This window comes from Caulobacter sp., from assembly GCF_039596335.1.
Lineage (GTDB): Bacteria > Pseudomonadota > Alphaproteobacteria > Caulobacterales > Caulobacteraceae > Caulobacter.
Genome location: NZ_JBCNJZ010000003.1, coordinates 1 through 14,550, shown reverse-complemented (window position 1 = coordinate 14,550; position 14,550 = coordinate 1). Strand labels below are relative to the sequence as shown.

Below are 14,550 nucleotides of genomic sequence, written 5' to 3'. Positions count from 1 at the left end.
CTGTCGACTGCAAGAGGGGCGCCGCGTTTTTGGGGGCCTGAACCGCCTTTCGGCGGATCAAACCGGGCCAGCTGTGCCGTAAAGAGACGTCAAAGCCTTTTGCCACAAAGGCCCGCATGGTCTGGCTTGGAAGTAAGAACGCTCCAGGGACCATCGCCCCGGGAGCGCCCTTCGGCCGTTTTCTCCGCACGCGCGGAGGTGGAGGCTAGAGCCCCGGGATCGTTCAGAACAGGAGCCCCTTGGCCAGCAGGGCGTGGACGCCCTTCTCGCCGTTGACGGTCTGGGTGACGCGGAAGTCCACGGCCAGCGAGCAGAACTGATAGGCCTGCACGCGGGTCAGGCTGGAGCGGGCGGTGATGAAGTCGATGGTCTGGCGGAGGGCCTGTTTCATGGCTAGGTCCAGGTCCTCGTGGAAGCCCATCAGGATGTAGTGGGTCGGCGTCTCGGCGCGGGGCTGCTTCAGATCTCCCGCCTTGTGCAGCAGGAAGGTGAAGGTTCCCGTCAGGCCCATCTCCAGGGCGTTGACGCAAACCTCGCCGTCGCCCTGGCGGCCATGGCCGTCGCCGACCGAGAAATTGGCGCCTGGGACCCAGACCGGGAGATACAGGGTAGAGCCGGCGACTAGTTCCTTGTTGTCCATGTTGCCGCCGTGCTCGCGCGGCTCTCGACTGGACAGACGGCCATAGCGGGCCGGCGGGGCCACGCCCATGGTGCCGAAGAACGGGGCCAGCGGCAGTTGCGGCCCCCATTCCGGCTTGCAGGTTCCGGCGGCGCGATCGACGGCGATGTGGCTGACGTAGCGCTCGGGGAAGTCCTCGGGGATCGTGCCGGCCAGCGGGCGCACGGCGCAGTAGCCCCAGTCGTTGTTCGGCTCGATCGCCTCGATGCGCACCTCCAGCACGTCGCCGGGCTCGGCGCCGGCGATGGCGACGGGGCCCGTGAGGATGTGCGGGCCGATGCGCTCGGGCTTGCTGTCGTGGATCGCCTGCAGGGCCGGCGGCACGGCGTAGGGCGATCCGGTTGGCGGCATCACCTCGACCCCGCCCGAGACGCATTCGAAGGTGACGCTGTCGCCGGGCTGCACGGTCAGTACGGGATCGAACGCCGCGTCGAACATGCCGAAGCGGATGGTGTCGGGCGTGGAAGCCAGTCGGTGATGCGCCATCAAGTAAGTTCCTTCTTACCTGCACATCTGGCGCGGGCCGCGAGGCAGGCCCAAGTCGCGAAGCGGTCGAGGGCGCTGGATCGCCCTCCCCTGCCCACCATCCGGGCGATCGTGGCGACAGGTGGCGCAGGCTTGGGCGGATCGGCCCGCGAAGGCGTGCGGGACTGGCGCGGCGCGCGAACGCGGGTGTATGAAGTTTTTTCTTACTTATGGAGCGCGGGCCTCATGGCGCTGGACGCGGAAACGCAAGCCTTCCTGGATCTCACCGACGCCGAGGTCGCCCCCTGGACCGCCGCCCGCGCCGCCGAACGTGATCTTTCCCTGCCGCCCTCTGCCCTGGCCGCCGTGATCGACAACATCGCCCTGCTGCGGGGCCAGTCGGCGCTGTTCATCGCCGCGCTCGGCGATCAGGCGGCCGAGGCTCCGGAGACTTTCCAGCCGTGAGCTTCTGTAGCATCGTCGAGATCGCCGGCGAGGTCCGCGCCGGCCGCGTCACCGCCCGCGCCGTCACGGAGGCCACCCTGTCGCGGGTCGCGCGCCTGGACGGCGGCATCAACGCCTTTACCGCCGTCACCGCCGAGCGCGCGTTGGCCGCGGCCGAGGCGGTCGACGCCGACCTGGCCGCCGGCCGCCCGGTCGGTCCGCTGGCCGGCGTGCCGTTCGCGGTGAAGAACCTGTTCGACCTTGAAGGCCTGCCGACCCTGGCCGGCTCGAAGATCCGTCGCGACGCCGCGCCGCCCGCCTATGACGCCACCCTGGTCCGGCGTCTTGCCGCCGCGGGCGGCATCATGGTCGGCGCGCTGAACATGGACGAGTTCGCCTATGGCTTCGTCACCGAGAACGCCCATGACGGACCGGTCCGCAATCCGCACGCCCCCACGCGGATCGCTGGCGGCTCGTCGGGCGGTTCGGCGGCGGCCGTGGCGGCCGGGCTGGTCCCGCTGACGTTGGGCTCGGACACCAACGGCTCGGTCCGCATTCCAGCCAGCCTGTGCGGCGTCTATGGCCTGAAGCCCACCTATGGCCGCCTGTCGCGCCAGGGGGTGTTTCCCTTCGTCGAGAGCCTGGACCATGTCGGCCCGTTCGCGCGGTCGATCCAGGACCTGGCCCTGGCCTATGACGTGCTGCAGGGTCCCGATCCCGACGGCGACGCGATCTGCGTGCGTGAAGCCCAGCCGCTAGCCGAACGCCTGGACGCCCTGGCTGACCAGCCCCTGCGTGTGGGCGTGATGGGTGGCTGGTTCCAGCAAGGCGCCTTCCCCGAGGTGCTGGAGGCTTTGGACCGCGTGGCCCAGGCGCTGGGCGCAGAGGGCCTGCTCGCCCTGCCCGGGGCCCAGGCCGCGCGGGCGGCGGCCTTCACCCTGACTGCCTTCGAGGGCGGCGAACTGCACCTGAAGGACCTGACTGCCCGGGCCATGGACTACGACCCGGCTGTGCGTGACCGCCTGCTGGCCGGCGCCCTGCTGCCGGAAGGCGTGCACCGTGCGGCCCAGCGCTATCGGACCGTCTTCCGCGATGAGGTCGCCAAGGCGTTCGAGCGCTATGACGTGCTGCTGGCCCCGTCGTCGGTGTGCCCCGCCCCGCCGATCGGCCAGGCGACCATGGACATGGACGGGGTCCCCGTCTCGGTCCGCAAGAACCTGGGCGCCTTCACCCAGCCGATCAGCTATATCGGCCTGCCGGTGGTGGCCGCGCCGGTGAACCGGCCGGGCCTGCTGCCGATCGGCGTGCAGATCATCGCTCCGCCCTGGCGCGAGGACCTGGCCTTCGCCGCCGCCGCCCGACTGCAGCGCGACGGCGTCGTGGCCGCCCATCCCCCGAAAGGCGCCTGATGGTCGTCGACGATCCTGAGACCCTGGCCGAAGTGACCGTCCAGGTCGACGCCTATGAGGCGGCGCTGATGCGCAACGATGTCCAGGCCCTGGACGGCGCGTTCTGGGTCTCGCCCCACACGGTGCGCCTGGGCGTGGCCGAGAACCTGTGGAGCTTCGACGAGATCGCCGCCTTCCGCCTGGCCCGGGCCGGCGGCTCGCCACCGCGCACCCGCCTGCGGACCCAGATCACCACCTTCGGCGCCGACTTCGCCGTGGCCAATATTGAGTTCCGCCGCGACGACACCGGCAAGACCGGCCGCCAGAGCCAGACCTGGGTGCGCACCGACGCTGGCTGGAAGGTGGTGGCCGCCCACGTCTCCCTGATGCAGGGCGTCAGCGACCAACGTCTCGCGTCCGACACGGAAAAGCGCTAGAGCCTGACAATGACGACCAAGATCATTTTTGACACCGATCCCGGCATCGACGACGCCATGGCGCTGCTGTTCATCGAGGCGAGCCCCGCTCTCGACCTGATCGCGGTGACGACCGTCTTCGGCAATGCCGACATCGAGACCACCACCCGCAACGCCCTGTATCTGAAGCAACGCTTCGGGCTGACGGCGCCGGTCTACAAGGGCGCGAGCAAGCCGCTGACCCGCCCGCGCAACCCATCGCCGACCTTCGTACACGGCGTCAACGGCCTGGGCGATGTCGAGCTCGACGGCCTGGTCCCCGCCCAGCCCGAGGCCAAGCCGGCGCACCAGGCGATCATCGACCTGGCCCGCCAGTATCCGGGCGAGGTGGTGCTGTGCGCCGTTGGTCCGCTGACCAACCTGGCCCTGGCGTTGCAGGCCGATCCGGAAATCGCCAGCTTGCTCAAGTCCGTGGTGATCATGGGCGGCGCGTTCGGCGTGGCCGGCAAGCCCGGCAACGTCACCCCGGTGGCCGAGGCCAATATCTGGAACGACCCGGAAGCCGCCGATCAGGTCTTCACGGCGCCGTGGAGCCTGACTGCTGTCAGCCTGGACGTGACGACCCAGGTCGTGATGTCGCCGGCCTACATGGAGGCCCTGGCCTCGGGCGGCAGCGACGCCGGCGTGTTCCTCAATGAGATCTCCAAGCCCTATGCGGCCTTCTACGGCGGCCGCGACGGCATCGTCGGCTGCTGCGTCCACGACGCCGCGGCGGTGGCCTTCGTGATCGACCCGACGTTGTTTGAAGTTCGCCGCGGCGCGGTGCGCGTGGTCACCGAAGGCATCACCCTGGGCCAGACCTGCCAGAGCCCCGAGGGCGAACTGTTCGGCCCCTCAGCCTGGGATGACCAGCCAATCCAGGCCGCGACCGTGGCGGTGGATGGCGAGCGGTTGCTGAAGCTGTACGCGGACACGATGAACGCGGCGCACGGGTAACTTGCCCCCACCTGACCGCTTCGCGGTCGTCCGCCCCCGGAGGGGGCAGACGGTGCTTCGTCTTCCCCCTCCGGGGGAGGAGCGCCGGAGGCGCGGAGGGGGCTAGTGCTCGCGCTAGCCCCGCCGATGCCGCTCCACGCCCGCCAGGTACGTCCGCGCTACCACCCGGTCATCCCCCAGCACCGTCAGCGCGAACACCTTGTCTTCCAGCGTCCGGGCCGCCGCCAGTCGCCGTTGCAGCAGCGGGGTCGCGGCCAGGTCCAGCACCAGGAAGTCAGCTTCCTTGCCGGGCTCCAGGTTGCCGATCTTGTCGCCCAGATCCAGCGCCCGCGCCCCGCCCAGGGTGGCCAGGTACAGCGCATGGAACGGGTCCAACGCATCCCCACGCAGTTGGCCGACCTTGTAGGCCTCGCCCAGGGTGTGGAGGATCGAGAAGGTCGTGCCGGCCCCGACGTCGGTGCCGATGCCAACCTTCACCCCGTGCGAACAGGCCTCCTCCAGCGGGAACAGGCCCGAGCCTAGGAACAGGTTCGAGGTCGGGCAGAACGCGGCCGCCCCGCCCTTGGCCGCCATGCGCCGGAACGCGTCGCCCTTCAGGTGGACGCAATGGGCGAACACCGAACGCGGGCGCAGCAGGCCGAAGCGGTCATAGACATCCAGATAGTCCTTGGCCTTGGGGAAGAGGCGCGCGGTCTCCTTGATCTCGTGGACATTCTCGGAGAGGTGGGTCTGCATCCAGACGTCGGGATGGGTCGCCAGCACCTCGCCGGCCATGGTCAGCTGGGCGTCGCTGCAGCTGATCGCGAAGCGCGGGGTGACCGCGTAGCCCAGGCGGCCCTTGCCATGCCAGGCCTCGATCAAGGCCAGCATGTCGGCGCGACTTTCCTCCACCGTGTCGGTCAGGCCCTCGGGCGCATTGCGGTCCATCAGCGCCTTGCCGGCGATCAGGCGCATGTCGCGCTCCAGCGCCTCGGCGAACAGGGCGTCGACGGAAGCCTTGTGCACCGAGCCGAACACCAGGGCCGTGGTCGTGCCGTTGCGCAGCAGCTCGTCCAGGAAGAACGTCGCCGCGCCCTTGGCGTGCTCGGGATCGGCGAAGGCCGCCTCGGCCGGGAAGGTGTGCTGCTCCAGCCAGTCCAGCAGCTGCTTGCCGTGGGCCGCGATGATGTCGACCTGCGGGAAGTGGATGTGGGTGTCGACGAAGCCCGGCGTGATCAGATGGCCGGACAGGTCCTCCAGCTCGGCCTTGCCCAACCAGGGCGACAGCTCCTCATACTCGCCGCAGCCGACGATGCGGCCGTCCTCGACCAGCAGCAGGCCGTCCTTGTGGAAGGCGACCGCGCCCTCCGTCGTCTTGGTCGGGTCGTCCAGCAGATGCAGGATCGACGCCCTATAGGCTCGCACGGGTCAGATCTCGTCGTTTCGAATGCGCGCCGCTTCATGGCGCATCAGGAGGTCGGCGGCCACCGAGACCGCGATCACCTCCGGCGCCTTGCTCTTAAGCTGCGGCAAGCCGATGGGACAGGTCATTCGGGTCAATACGGCTTCCGAGAAACCACCGTCGCGTAACCGGCTGATGAAACGCGCACGCTTGGTCTTGGAACCGATGACGCCGAAGTAGGAAAAGCCGCCACCGGCCAGGCCCGCCGACACCAGGGCATAGTCCTGGGCATGGTCGTGGGTCAGCACTAGGCCGTAGGCGTCGGGGCTGGCGCTCCGGGCCTTGGCGACGATCTCGTCGGGCGGCAGGACGGTGACGCCGGGAATGTCGGCCGTCTCGGGCCGGCTATCGTACCAGAACAGCCGGAAGGGCAGCGGTGCAAAGGCCTGGGCGATCGCCTGACCCACATGGCCGGCGCCGAACAGCAGCAGCGGCGGGCGCGGCGCGTCGGCGCGCTCGACCATGACGTCGCCCAGCTCGGGGCGCACACCGCGCGCGGTAGCGGGCGCGCCGGACAGGGTGACGGAGGCGCCGTCCTCGGTGGCCAGGATCGGAGCGATCGACTTGGTCAGCAGGCCCGGATCGAAGCGGGTGCGCACCTCGAACGGCTGGGCCGCGTCCATGCGCCGGGCGGCCTCGGTCAGCCAGTCGCGGCTGTTGTCGTTCAGCCGTTCCAGGAACATCCGCACCCGGCCGCCGCAGCACTGGGCCAGCAGCGGACCCAGCGGATAGTCCTGGATCGCGAAATGGGCCTGGCCGCCGTCCAGCATCCGCCGGGCCTGGTCGGCCACGCGATATTCCAGATTGCCGCCGCCGATCGTGCCCGACTGCCCGCCGCGCCAGACGACCATCTTGGTCCCGGCCTCGCGCGGGGCCGAGCCCTCGGTTGCCAGCACGGTGACCAGGGCGGCCTCGTCGTGAGCGTCGAGGCGAGCCAGGGCGGCGCGGGCCCAATTACGCATGGGAGTTACGCACGGCTGCGCCTCCGGACATCCTCGCAGGCCATTAAGATCGCCTCGGGCGTCGCCGGCGCGTCCAGCTGCGGGAAGACCTTGTGGTCGCCGACGCTGGCGACGGCGTGGTTGATCGCGCAGTACACCGAGATGGCCAGCATCAGCGGCGGTTCGCCCACGGCCTTGGAACGGTGCACCGTGGCCTCGACATTGCGGCCAGCCGCCCACAGCTTGACGTCCAGGTGGGCCGGGCGATCGCCGCAGGTCGGCACCTTGTAGGTCGAGGGAGCGTGAGTCCGCAGCCGCCCTTGCGCGTCGAACACCAGTTCCTCGGTGGTCAGCCAGCCCATGCCCTGGACGAAGCCCCCCTCGATCTGGCCCAGGTCGATGGCCGGATTCAGCGACTTGCCGACGTCGTGCAGGATGTCGGCGCGGGTGACCTTCATCTCGCCGCTCAGGGTGTCGATCAGCACCTCGCTGCACGCGGCCCCGTAGGCGAAGTAATAGAACGGCCGGCCGGTGTGGGTGGCGCGGTCGTAGTGGATCTTGGGCGTGGCGTAGAAGCCCGTCGCCGACAGCGAGATCCGCGCCAGATAGGCCTGGCGGATGAAATCGCCGAACGCGAAGGTCTCGGCCCCGACGCGCACGCCGGCGGGGGTGAAGGCCACGTCGGTCGGCGCGACGCTCCACTTGGCGGCGGCGAATTCGACCAGCCGCGCCTTGATCGTCTCGGCCGCGTTCAGGGCCGCCATGCCGTTGAGGTCCGCGCCCGACGAGGCGGCGGTGGCCGAGGTGTTGGGCACCTTGTCGGTGACCGTCGAGGTGATCTTCACCCGCGCGACCTCGACCTGGAAGGCGTTGGCGACGATCTGGGCGACCTTCACATAGAGCCCCTGCCCCATCTCGGTGCCGCCATGGTTCAGCATGATCGAGCCATCGGCGTACAGATGGATCAGCGCCCCGGCCTGGTTCAGGAACGTCGTCGTGAACGAGATGCCGAACTTCACCGGCGTCAGGGCGATGCCCTTCTTCAGGACCAGGCTGGCGCGGTTGAACGCCGCGATCTCGCGACGGCGGGCCTCGTAGTCGCAGGACGCGGCCAGCTCGTCGATCAGCTGCGGCGCGACATTGTCCTCGACCACCTGGTGGTAGGGCGTCAGGTCGCGACCCTCGCCGCCATAGAGGTTGCGGCGGCGGACCTCCAGCGGGTCCAGGCCGGTGGCGGCCGCCACGGCGTCCATCACCCGCTCGATCGCGATCATGCTCTGCGGCCCGCCGAAGCCCCGGAACGCGGTGTTCGACACCGTGTGGGTCCGATAGCGGTGCGAGACGATCTCGATGGCCGGCAGGAAGTAGGCGTTGTCGGCGTGGAACATCGCCCGGTCGTTGATCGCCATGGAGAGGTCGGTCGTCGCCCCGCAGCGTGAGGCCAGCTCCAGCGAAAGTCCCGTCAGCCGGCCCTCGTCGTCGAATCCCACGTCGTAGGCGGCCTCGAAATCATGCCGCTTGCCGGTCATGACCATGTCCTCGTCGCGGTCCGGGCGCGCCTTGGCCGGCCGGCCGGTCTTCACCGCCACCAGGGCGGCCGCGGCGGCGAACAGCGAGGCCTGGGTCTCCTTGCCGCCGAATCCGCCGCCCATGCGGCGCACCTCGACGGTGACGCTGTGGTCGGGCTTGCCCAGCACGCGGGCGATCAGGTGCTGCACCTCGGTGGGGTGCTGGGTCGAGGACCAGACGTGGACGTCGCCGTCCTCGCGCGGCGTGGCCAGGGCGATCTGGCCCTCAAGATAGAAGTGGTCCTGACCGCCGATCGCGAACTGGCCCTGCACGCGACGTGGCGAGGCGTCCAGGGCGGCCTGCGCGTCGCCCCGCGCCATGCGCTGGCTGGACTCGATCGTCAGGTTCATCTCACGGGCGGCGGCGATGTCAATGGCGGCCGGCCGCTCTTCGTACTCGACCACGGCCTTGGCCGCGGCGGCGCGGGCGGCGGCGATCGAGGTGGCGGCGACGGCGAACAGGCTCTGGCCGACGCAGTAGACTTCACCGTCCGCGAACAGTCGGTCGTCGTGGATCACCGGGCTGACGTCGTTCTCGCCGGGCACGTCCTCGGCGGAGAGCACCAGCACCACGCCCGGCGCCGTGCGGACGGCCGACAGGTCCATGCGGATGATCGTGGCATGGGCCTTGGCGCTCATGCCGAAGGCGATGTGCAGCAGGCCGGCCGGCTCGGGCATGTCGTCGATATAGACCGCCGAGCCCGCCACGTGGCGCGGACCGCTGTCATGCGGCAGCGAGGCGTGCACGCCCTGGAAAGTCTGGATCGGCGCAACAGCGGCGGAGTCAGCCATGAGCGCTCTCCGGCATGACCCGCGTTTCCACCTCGGCGTGCTGGCTCTCCAGGAACACCTTGCGCAGCATGTTCCTAGCGGCCAGCGACCGGTAGGTTGCCGAGGCGCGCATGTCGCTCATCGGCGCGTAGTCGGTATCGAGCGCGGCCATCGCGGCCTCGATCGTCGCCTCGCTCCAGGCCTGGCCAACCAGCGCCGCCTCGCAGGCCGTGGCCCGCTTGGGCGTGCCGGCCATGCCGCCGAACGCGATGCGAGCGTCGGTGACGACCCCGCCCTCGACCGCCAGCGAGAACGCCCCGCATACCGCCGAGATGTCCTGGTCGAAGCGCTTGGACAGCTTGAAGACCTTGAAGATCCGGTCCCTCGCCGGCGCGGGCACGATCACCGCCTCGACGAACTCGCCGGGCCGGCGGTCCTGCTTGCCGTAGTCGATGAAGAAGGCCTCGAGCGGCATCTCGCGTCGCTCATCGCCGCGCCGCAGGACCAGCGTCGCGCCCGCTGCGATCAAGGCGGGCGGCATGTCGCCGATCGGCGAGCCGTTGGCGATATTACCGCCGACCGTGCCGCTGTTGCGCACCTGGGTCGAGCCCAGCCGCCGCATCATCCGCCCCAGGTCCGGATAGAGGCTCGCCACCGCCGCGATCGCGTCGACATAGCGGACGCCTGCGCCGATGCGCAGGCTGTCGGCGGTCTCGTCCAGCGCCTTGAGCTCGGCGACCTCGGACACGCTGATCAGGGTCGGCAGCGGCTTGCGCAGTTTGGTCACCCACAGGCCGACATCGGTCGCCCCGGCCACGATCGTCGCGTCCGGATGGGCGGCATAGACCTGCGCCAGCTCATCCACCGTGCGCGGCGCGAACCAGCGACGGGTGACGCCGTGGATCTCGTCCTCGTAGCTGAGCGCCAGCATGGTCTCGTCACGCACGGCGGAGAGATCGACGGCCGGCGCCGCCTCGGCCGCCACGCCCTGGGCGACCTCGATGATCGGGCCATAGCCGGTGCAGCGACACAGGTTGCCGGCCAGCACCTCGCCCACCGGCGCGCGCGCGCCCTTGGCCCCGACCACGCGGGCATACAGCGACATGACGATACCGGGCGTGCAAAAGCCGCACTGCGAGCCATGCTTGTCGACCATGGCCTGCTGCACCGGATGCAGCGCGCCGTCCTTCGCAGCCAAGCTCTCGACCGTCATCAGCGCCTTGCCGTGCAGCATGGGCAGGAACTGGATGCAGGCGTTGACCGCCCGCCAGGCGACTGTGTCGCCCTCGCCTTCGCCGACCAGCACCGTGCAGGAACCGCAATCGCCCTCGGCGCAGCCTTCCTTGGTCCCGGTGCGCCGCATCGGCCCGCGCAGATGTTCCAGCAGGGTCGTCGTTGGGTTGGCGCCGCGCACCTCGTGCGCCTGGCCGTCCAGCAGGAAGCGGATCGTCTCGCCCATCAGCTGCCCCGGTAGGTCGCGTAGCCGTAGGGGGAGACCAGCAGCGGCACGTGCCAGTGCTGCTCGAGGTTCGAGACCGCGAAATCGATGACCACCACGTCCAGGAACGGCGGCTCGGTCACGGCCAGGCCCGAGGCCTTGAAGTGCTCGCCGATCGCGAACTCCAGGCGGTAGCCGCCCACCCTCAGGTCCTCGACGGCGAGAAGTCGCGCACGGCCGTCCGCATCGGTGCGGAATTCCGCCACGAACGCGACCTCGGACGCCTCGCGCCGCGACACCCGCACGGCCACGCCCGCCGCCGGCTTTCCGGCCGCCTGGTCAAGGATGTGGGTCGTCAGTCCGCTCATGGTCCGCCCTCGGATCGCCTCTAACGATCGATGCTCGGTTGCTCCGGACACCCTGTCCAGCGCCCAGGCCCCGGCGATCACATTGGAAGGACAAGCGCCGAGGAACGGGGCGGTGGGCGCCCGAAGCGCAGGCAATATATAATAGTTTTATTACTTATGGAGCCCCGGAACGGCGTTCGCGCATCAATGTGAATGTTACCGCTATCACACAGCCCAGCCCACAAACCGGCGCGCAGGGTTGGAAAAGCCGCCCATCCCCGGTAGCTAGACCCTCTAACGGCCCGCGCGCGAAGACGGGCCGCGCGAGACGTGCGCAGAGCTTCAAGAGGAACAAGATGGACGAGGATTTCCGTAAGGCGGCGCTGGACTACCATCGCCTCCCGCGACCCGGAAAGCTGGCGATCGAAGCCACCAAGCGGATGGCCACCCAGCGCGACCTCGCCCTCGCCTATTCGCCCGGCGTCGCCGCGCCCTGCGTCGCCATCGCCGAGAACCCGGAGCTGGCCCGCGACTACACCGCGCGCGGCAACCTGGTCGCCGTGATCTCCAACGGCACCGCCGTGCTGGGTCTGGGCGATATCGGCCCGCTGGCCTCCAAGCCGGTGATGGAGGGCAAGGCCGTCCTCTTCAAGAAGTTCGCCGGCATCGACGTCTTCGACATCGAGGTCGACGCCAAGGATCCGGACCGCTTCATCGAAGTGGTCGCGGCCCTGGAGCCCACCTTCGGCGGCATCAACCTGGAAGACATCAAGGCGCCGGAGTGCTTCGTCATCGAGCGCGCGCTGCGCGAGCGGATGAACATCCCGGTCTTCCACGATGACCAGCATGGCACCGCCATCGTCTGCGCCGCGGCCGTCCGCAACGCCCTGCTTGTCCAGGGCAAGACGCTGCAGGACGTCAAGCTGGTCACCTCGGGCGCCGGTGCGGCGGCTCTCGCCTGCGTCGACCTGCTGGTCTCGATGGGCCTGCCGGTCGAGAACGTCACCCTGACCGATATCAAGGGCGTCGTGCACGCCGGCCGCGAGCCGGACATGCCCGATAACATGGCCCGCTACGCTCGCCAGACCGACGCGCGCACGCTGCCCGAGGTCCTGCCCGGCGCCGACATATTCCTGGGCCTTTCCGCGCCGCGCGTCTTCAAGCCCGAATGGCTGCCGTTGCTGGCCGAGAAGCCGCTGATCCTGGCCATGGCCAATCCGGATCCGGAAATCCTGCCCGAGCTGGTCTATGCCGCCCGTCCGGACGCCATCATGGCGACCGGCCGCAGCGACTACGCCAACCAGGTCAACAACGTCCTGTGCTTCCCGTTCATCTTCCGCGGCGCGCTGGACGTCGGCGCGTCCGAGATCAACGAGGCCATGAAGGTCGCGGCCGTCGAGGCCATCGCCGAACTGGCCCGCGCCGAGGCTTCGGAAGTGGTCGCTTCGGCCTACGGTGGCGCCGCCCCCGTGTTCGGCTCGCAATACATCATTCCCAAGCCGTTCGACCCGCGCCTGATCCTGCAGATCGCCCCGGCCGTGGCCAAGGCGGCCATGGACACCGGCGTGGCCACGCGTCCGATCGCCGACTTCGACGCCTATCACGACGAGCTGGAGCTGTTCGTCTACCGCTCGGGCCAGCTGATGCGCCCGGTGTTCGAACGCGCCCGCAAGGCCCCGGTGAAGGTCGCCTATGCCGAGGGCGAGGACGAGCGCGTCCTGCGCGCCGTGCAGACCGTCGTGGACGAAGGCCTGGCCCGCCCCGTGCTGGTCGGCCGTCGCGAGGTCATCAAGGCCAAGGTCGCCGAAATGGGCCTGCGCCTGGATCTGGACGGCGCGGTCGAGATCGCCGATCCGCAGACCGACAAGGCGCTCTTCGCCCCGCTGGTCGCCGACTACCAGAAGCTGGTCGGCCGGCGCGGCGTGCCGCCGATCGCCGCCGAGCGCCGCGTCTCGGGCCGCCGCACCGTGGCCGCCTCGATGCTGCTGATGTCGGGCCATGTCGAGGCCGCCCTGGTCGGCGGCAGCGGCGACTGGTGGCAGCACATGAAGTACGCCCTGCCGATCATCCCCAAGCGCGATGACGTCAGCCGCGTCTACGCCATGTCGTCGCTGATCCTGGACAACGGCACGCTGTTCTTCTGCGACACCCACGTCAACGTCGACCCGACCGCCGAGCAGATCGCCGAGTGCACCCAGCTGGCCGCCGAGGCCGTTCGCCGCTTCGGCCTGACGCCCAAGGCCGCGCTGCTCTCGCACTCCTCGTTCGGGGCCAGCAACTCGCCGACCGCTCGCAAGATGCGCGAGGCCCTGGCCATCCTGCGCGAGCAGGCGCCGGATCTCGAGGTCGATGGCGAGATGCACGCCGACGCCGCCCTCAGCCAGCACCTGCGCGACCGCATGGTGGCCGACAGCCCGCTGAAGGGCTCGGCCAACCTGCTGGTCATGCCGACCCTGGACGCTGCCAATATCGGCCTGACCCTGCTCAGCGCCGCCACCGAGTCCCTGCTGGTCGGTCCGATCCTCCTGGGCATGAGCAAGCCGGTGCACGTGCTGGTGCCCAGCGTCACGGCCCGCGGCATCGTCAATCTGACGGCTCTGGCGGTCAATCAGGCCGCCCGCGCGGCAGCCGAATAGCAGCTCGCCAAAACGCAGAAAGGCCCCGTCCGACGGTTCACGTCGGCGGGGCCTCTCGAAAATCCTTGGAAAAGGCCGTCCGTTCGGGCGGCCTTTCCTTTTGGAAGGCGCTTAGAGGATGCGCAGGTTGCCGGCCGAGGTCTTGCCCGAGCGGCGGTCCTGTTCAAGCTCGTAACCGACTTGCTGGCCTTCGTTCAGGCCGCGCAGGCCGGCGCGCTCAACGGCCGAGATGTGCACGAAGATGTCGCCACCGCCGTTGTCCGGCTGGATGAAGCCGAAGCCCTTGGTGGTGTTGAACCACTTCACGACGCCCGTGCCGGCTTCACCGCCGCCACCGCCGCCGCCACCGTAGCCACCGCCACGCGGGCCGTCGAAGCTGCGCTGCGGACGCGGAGCACGAGCGCCGCCGCCACCGGGAACTTCGCCGTGACCCGTCACGCGCAGTTGGCCAGCCGAGGTCTTGCCCGAGCGGCGGTCTTCTTCCAGCTCGTACGCAACTTGATCACCCTCGTTCAGGCCGCTCAGGCCCGAGCGTTCAACCGCGGCGATATGGACGAACACGTCCTGGCCGCCGTCCTCGGGCTGAATGAAGCCAAAGCCCTTGGCCGGGTTGAACCACTTAACGACACCGTTCGCCATATTATCCTCAAACACCTCAATCGACGGGCTGATAGTCGGCCCGCGTCCTTCCAACGGAAGTCATGACGCAAAACCGCAGCAAGCGCTATGGGCTTTGAGCGTAGAAAGTTGGCTGAACAGCGACAGACGTTCGAAAAATTCACGCTTCAGGCAACGGGCGTTGCCGAAATGCCGCTATAGGTTGCAGACTTAGAAATTGAAAAACCCCGACCGATGACGGACGGGGTGATCGAACTTCAACCCTTTTCAGGGGACCTTGGGTGCGGGGACAGGATTTGAACCTGTGACCTTCAGGTTATGAGCCTGACGAGCTACCGGGCTGCTCCACCCCGCGTCAGGGTGTTGTGTGATTGTGATGGCAGGGTGTTGGACTTAGTAACG

Annotated in this window: 12 protein-coding genes, 1 tRNA gene and 1 pseudogene; 5 read left to right on the top strand and 9 right to left on the bottom strand. The window is 69.0% G+C overall.

All coding sequences use genetic code 11. The annotated features are described in order from the left end of the window. Positions 1-223: 223 nt before the first annotated feature. Positions 224-1,168: an acetamidase/formamidase family protein gene (locus ABDW31_RS06615; protein ID WP_184717582.1), complete on the bottom strand. Its 945-nt coding sequence runs from the start codon at positions 1,166-1,168 to the stop codon at positions 224-226. 222 nt (positions 1,169-1,390) lie between these two features. Between ABDW31_RS06615 and ABDW31_RS06610 the strand changes: the two genes are divergently transcribed. From ABDW31_RS06610 to ABDW31_RS06595, 4 genes are read left to right on the top strand one after another with little or no spacing between them, the layout of a single operon-like run. Continuing rightward, positions 1,391-1,609 (top strand): hypothetical protein, encoded by a 219-nt coding sequence (locus tag ABDW31_RS06610; RefSeq protein WP_184717580.1) that lies wholly within the window; start codon positions 1,391-1,393, stop codon positions 1,607-1,609. Then, positions 1,606-2,997: an AtzE family amidohydrolase gene (locus tag ABDW31_RS06605; RefSeq protein ID WP_184717578.1), complete on the top strand. Its 1,392-nt coding sequence runs from the start codon at positions 1,606-1,608 to the stop codon at positions 2,995-2,997. The genes ABDW31_RS06610 and ABDW31_RS06605 overlap by 4 nt, the downstream gene beginning before the upstream one ends. Further along, positions 2,997-3,413 carry an oxalurate catabolism protein HpxZ gene (hpxZ, locus tag ABDW31_RS06600; RefSeq protein ID WP_184717576.1) on the top strand — a complete coding sequence of 139 codons (417 nt, stop codon included), beginning with the start codon at positions 2,997-2,999 and terminating at the stop codon, positions 3,411-3,413. The genes ABDW31_RS06605 and hpxZ overlap by 1 nt, the downstream gene beginning before the upstream one ends. Positions 3,414-3,416: 3 nt before the next feature. Beyond that, on the top strand, positions 3,417-4,388 hold the full coding sequence (locus ABDW31_RS06595; RefSeq protein ID WP_184723714.1) for a nucleoside hydrolase: 972 nt from the start codon (positions 3,417-3,419) through the stop codon (positions 4,386-4,388). 114 nt (positions 4,389-4,502) lie between these two features. On the opposite strand, the gene guaD is transcribed toward ABDW31_RS06595, so the two are convergent. From guaD to uraH, 5 genes are read right to left on the bottom strand one after another with little or no spacing between them, the layout of a single operon-like run. Next, positions 4,503-5,792, bottom strand: coding sequence for a guanine deaminase (gene guaD / locus ABDW31_RS06590; RefSeq protein ID WP_184717574.1), 1,290 nt, complete (start codon positions 5,790-5,792; stop codon positions 4,503-4,505). 3 nt (positions 5,793-5,795) lie between these two features. Then, positions 5,796-6,791, bottom strand: a complete 996-nt coding sequence (gene xdhC, locus ABDW31_RS06585; RefSeq protein WP_184717572.1) for a xanthine dehydrogenase accessory protein XdhC — start codon at positions 6,789-6,791, stop codon at positions 5,796-5,798. A gap of 5 nt (positions 6,792-6,796) precedes the next feature. After that, positions 6,797-9,130 carry a xanthine dehydrogenase molybdopterin binding subunit gene (gene xdhB / locus ABDW31_RS06580; protein WP_184717570.1) on the bottom strand — a complete coding sequence of 778 codons (2,334 nt, stop codon included), beginning with the start codon at positions 9,128-9,130 and terminating at the stop codon, positions 6,797-6,799. Then, positions 9,123-10,568, bottom strand: a complete 1,446-nt coding sequence (gene xdhA, locus ABDW31_RS06575; protein WP_184717568.1) for a xanthine dehydrogenase small subunit — start codon at positions 10,566-10,568, stop codon at positions 9,123-9,125. Before xdhA ends, xdhB begins: the two co-directional genes overlap by 8 nt. Beyond that, the gene (gene uraH / locus ABDW31_RS06570) at positions 10,568-10,915 is read right to left on the bottom strand and encodes a hydroxyisourate hydrolase (protein WP_184717566.1); all 348 of its coding nucleotides are present in this window, start codon (positions 10,913-10,915) and stop codon (positions 10,568-10,570) included. The genes xdhA and uraH overlap by 1 nt, the downstream gene beginning before the upstream one ends. Before the next feature lie 335 nt (positions 10,916-11,250). On the opposite strand from uraH, the gene ABDW31_RS06565 reads away from it, so the two are divergent. After that, on the top strand, positions 11,251-13,530 hold the full coding sequence (locus ABDW31_RS06565; RefSeq protein ID WP_184717564.1) for an NADP-dependent malic enzyme: 2,280 nt from the start codon (positions 11,251-11,253) through the stop codon (positions 13,528-13,530). Positions 13,531-13,641: 111 nt separating this feature from the next. Here ABDW31_RS06565 and ABDW31_RS06560 read toward each other — a convergent pair whose 3' ends face one another. From ABDW31_RS06560 to ABDW31_RS06550, 3 genes and pseudogenes are all read right to left on the bottom strand, one after another. Next, the gene (locus ABDW31_RS06560; protein WP_233206781.1) at positions 13,642-13,836 is read right to left on the bottom strand and encodes a cold-shock protein; all 195 of its coding nucleotides are present in this window, start codon (positions 13,834-13,836) and stop codon (positions 13,642-13,644) included. Between the two features lie 129 nt (positions 13,837-13,965). Then, positions 13,966-14,169: pseudogene (locus tag ABDW31_RS06555) on the bottom strand (cold-shock protein); the annotation flags it as partial. Positions 14,170-14,426: 257 nt separating this feature from the next. After that, a tRNA-Met gene (locus ABDW31_RS06550) sits at positions 14,427-14,503 on the bottom strand. Positions 14,504-14,550: the final 47 nt, after the last annotated feature.

Bases quoted from the DNA above. Each gene is read 5' to 3' on its own strand.
- hpxZ (WP_184717576.1), top strand. From the start codon at position 2,997: ATGGTCGTCGACGATCCTGAGACCCTGGCCGAAGTGACCGTCCAGGTC.
- xdhB (WP_184717570.1), bottom strand. From the start codon at position 9,130: ATGGCTGACTCCGCCGCTGTTGCGCCGATCCAGACTTTCCAGGGCGTG.
- xdhC (WP_184717572.1), bottom strand. From the start codon at position 6,791: ATGCGTAATTGGGCCCGCGCCGCCCTGGCTCGCCTCGACGCTCACGAC.
- ABDW31_RS06610 (WP_184717580.1), top strand. From the start codon at position 1,391: ATGGCGCTGGACGCGGAAACGCAAGCCTTCCTGGATCTCACCGACGCC.
- xdhA (WP_184717568.1), bottom strand. From the start codon at position 10,568: ATGGGCGAGACGATCCGCTTCCTGCTGGACGGCCAGGCGCACGAGGTG.
- uraH (WP_184717566.1), bottom strand. From the start codon at position 10,915: ATGAGCGGACTGACGACCCACATCCTTGACCAGGCGGCCGGAAAGCCG.
- ABDW31_RS06565 (WP_184717564.1), top strand. From the start codon at position 11,251: ATGGACGAGGATTTCCGTAAGGCGGCGCTGGACTACCATCGCCTCCCG.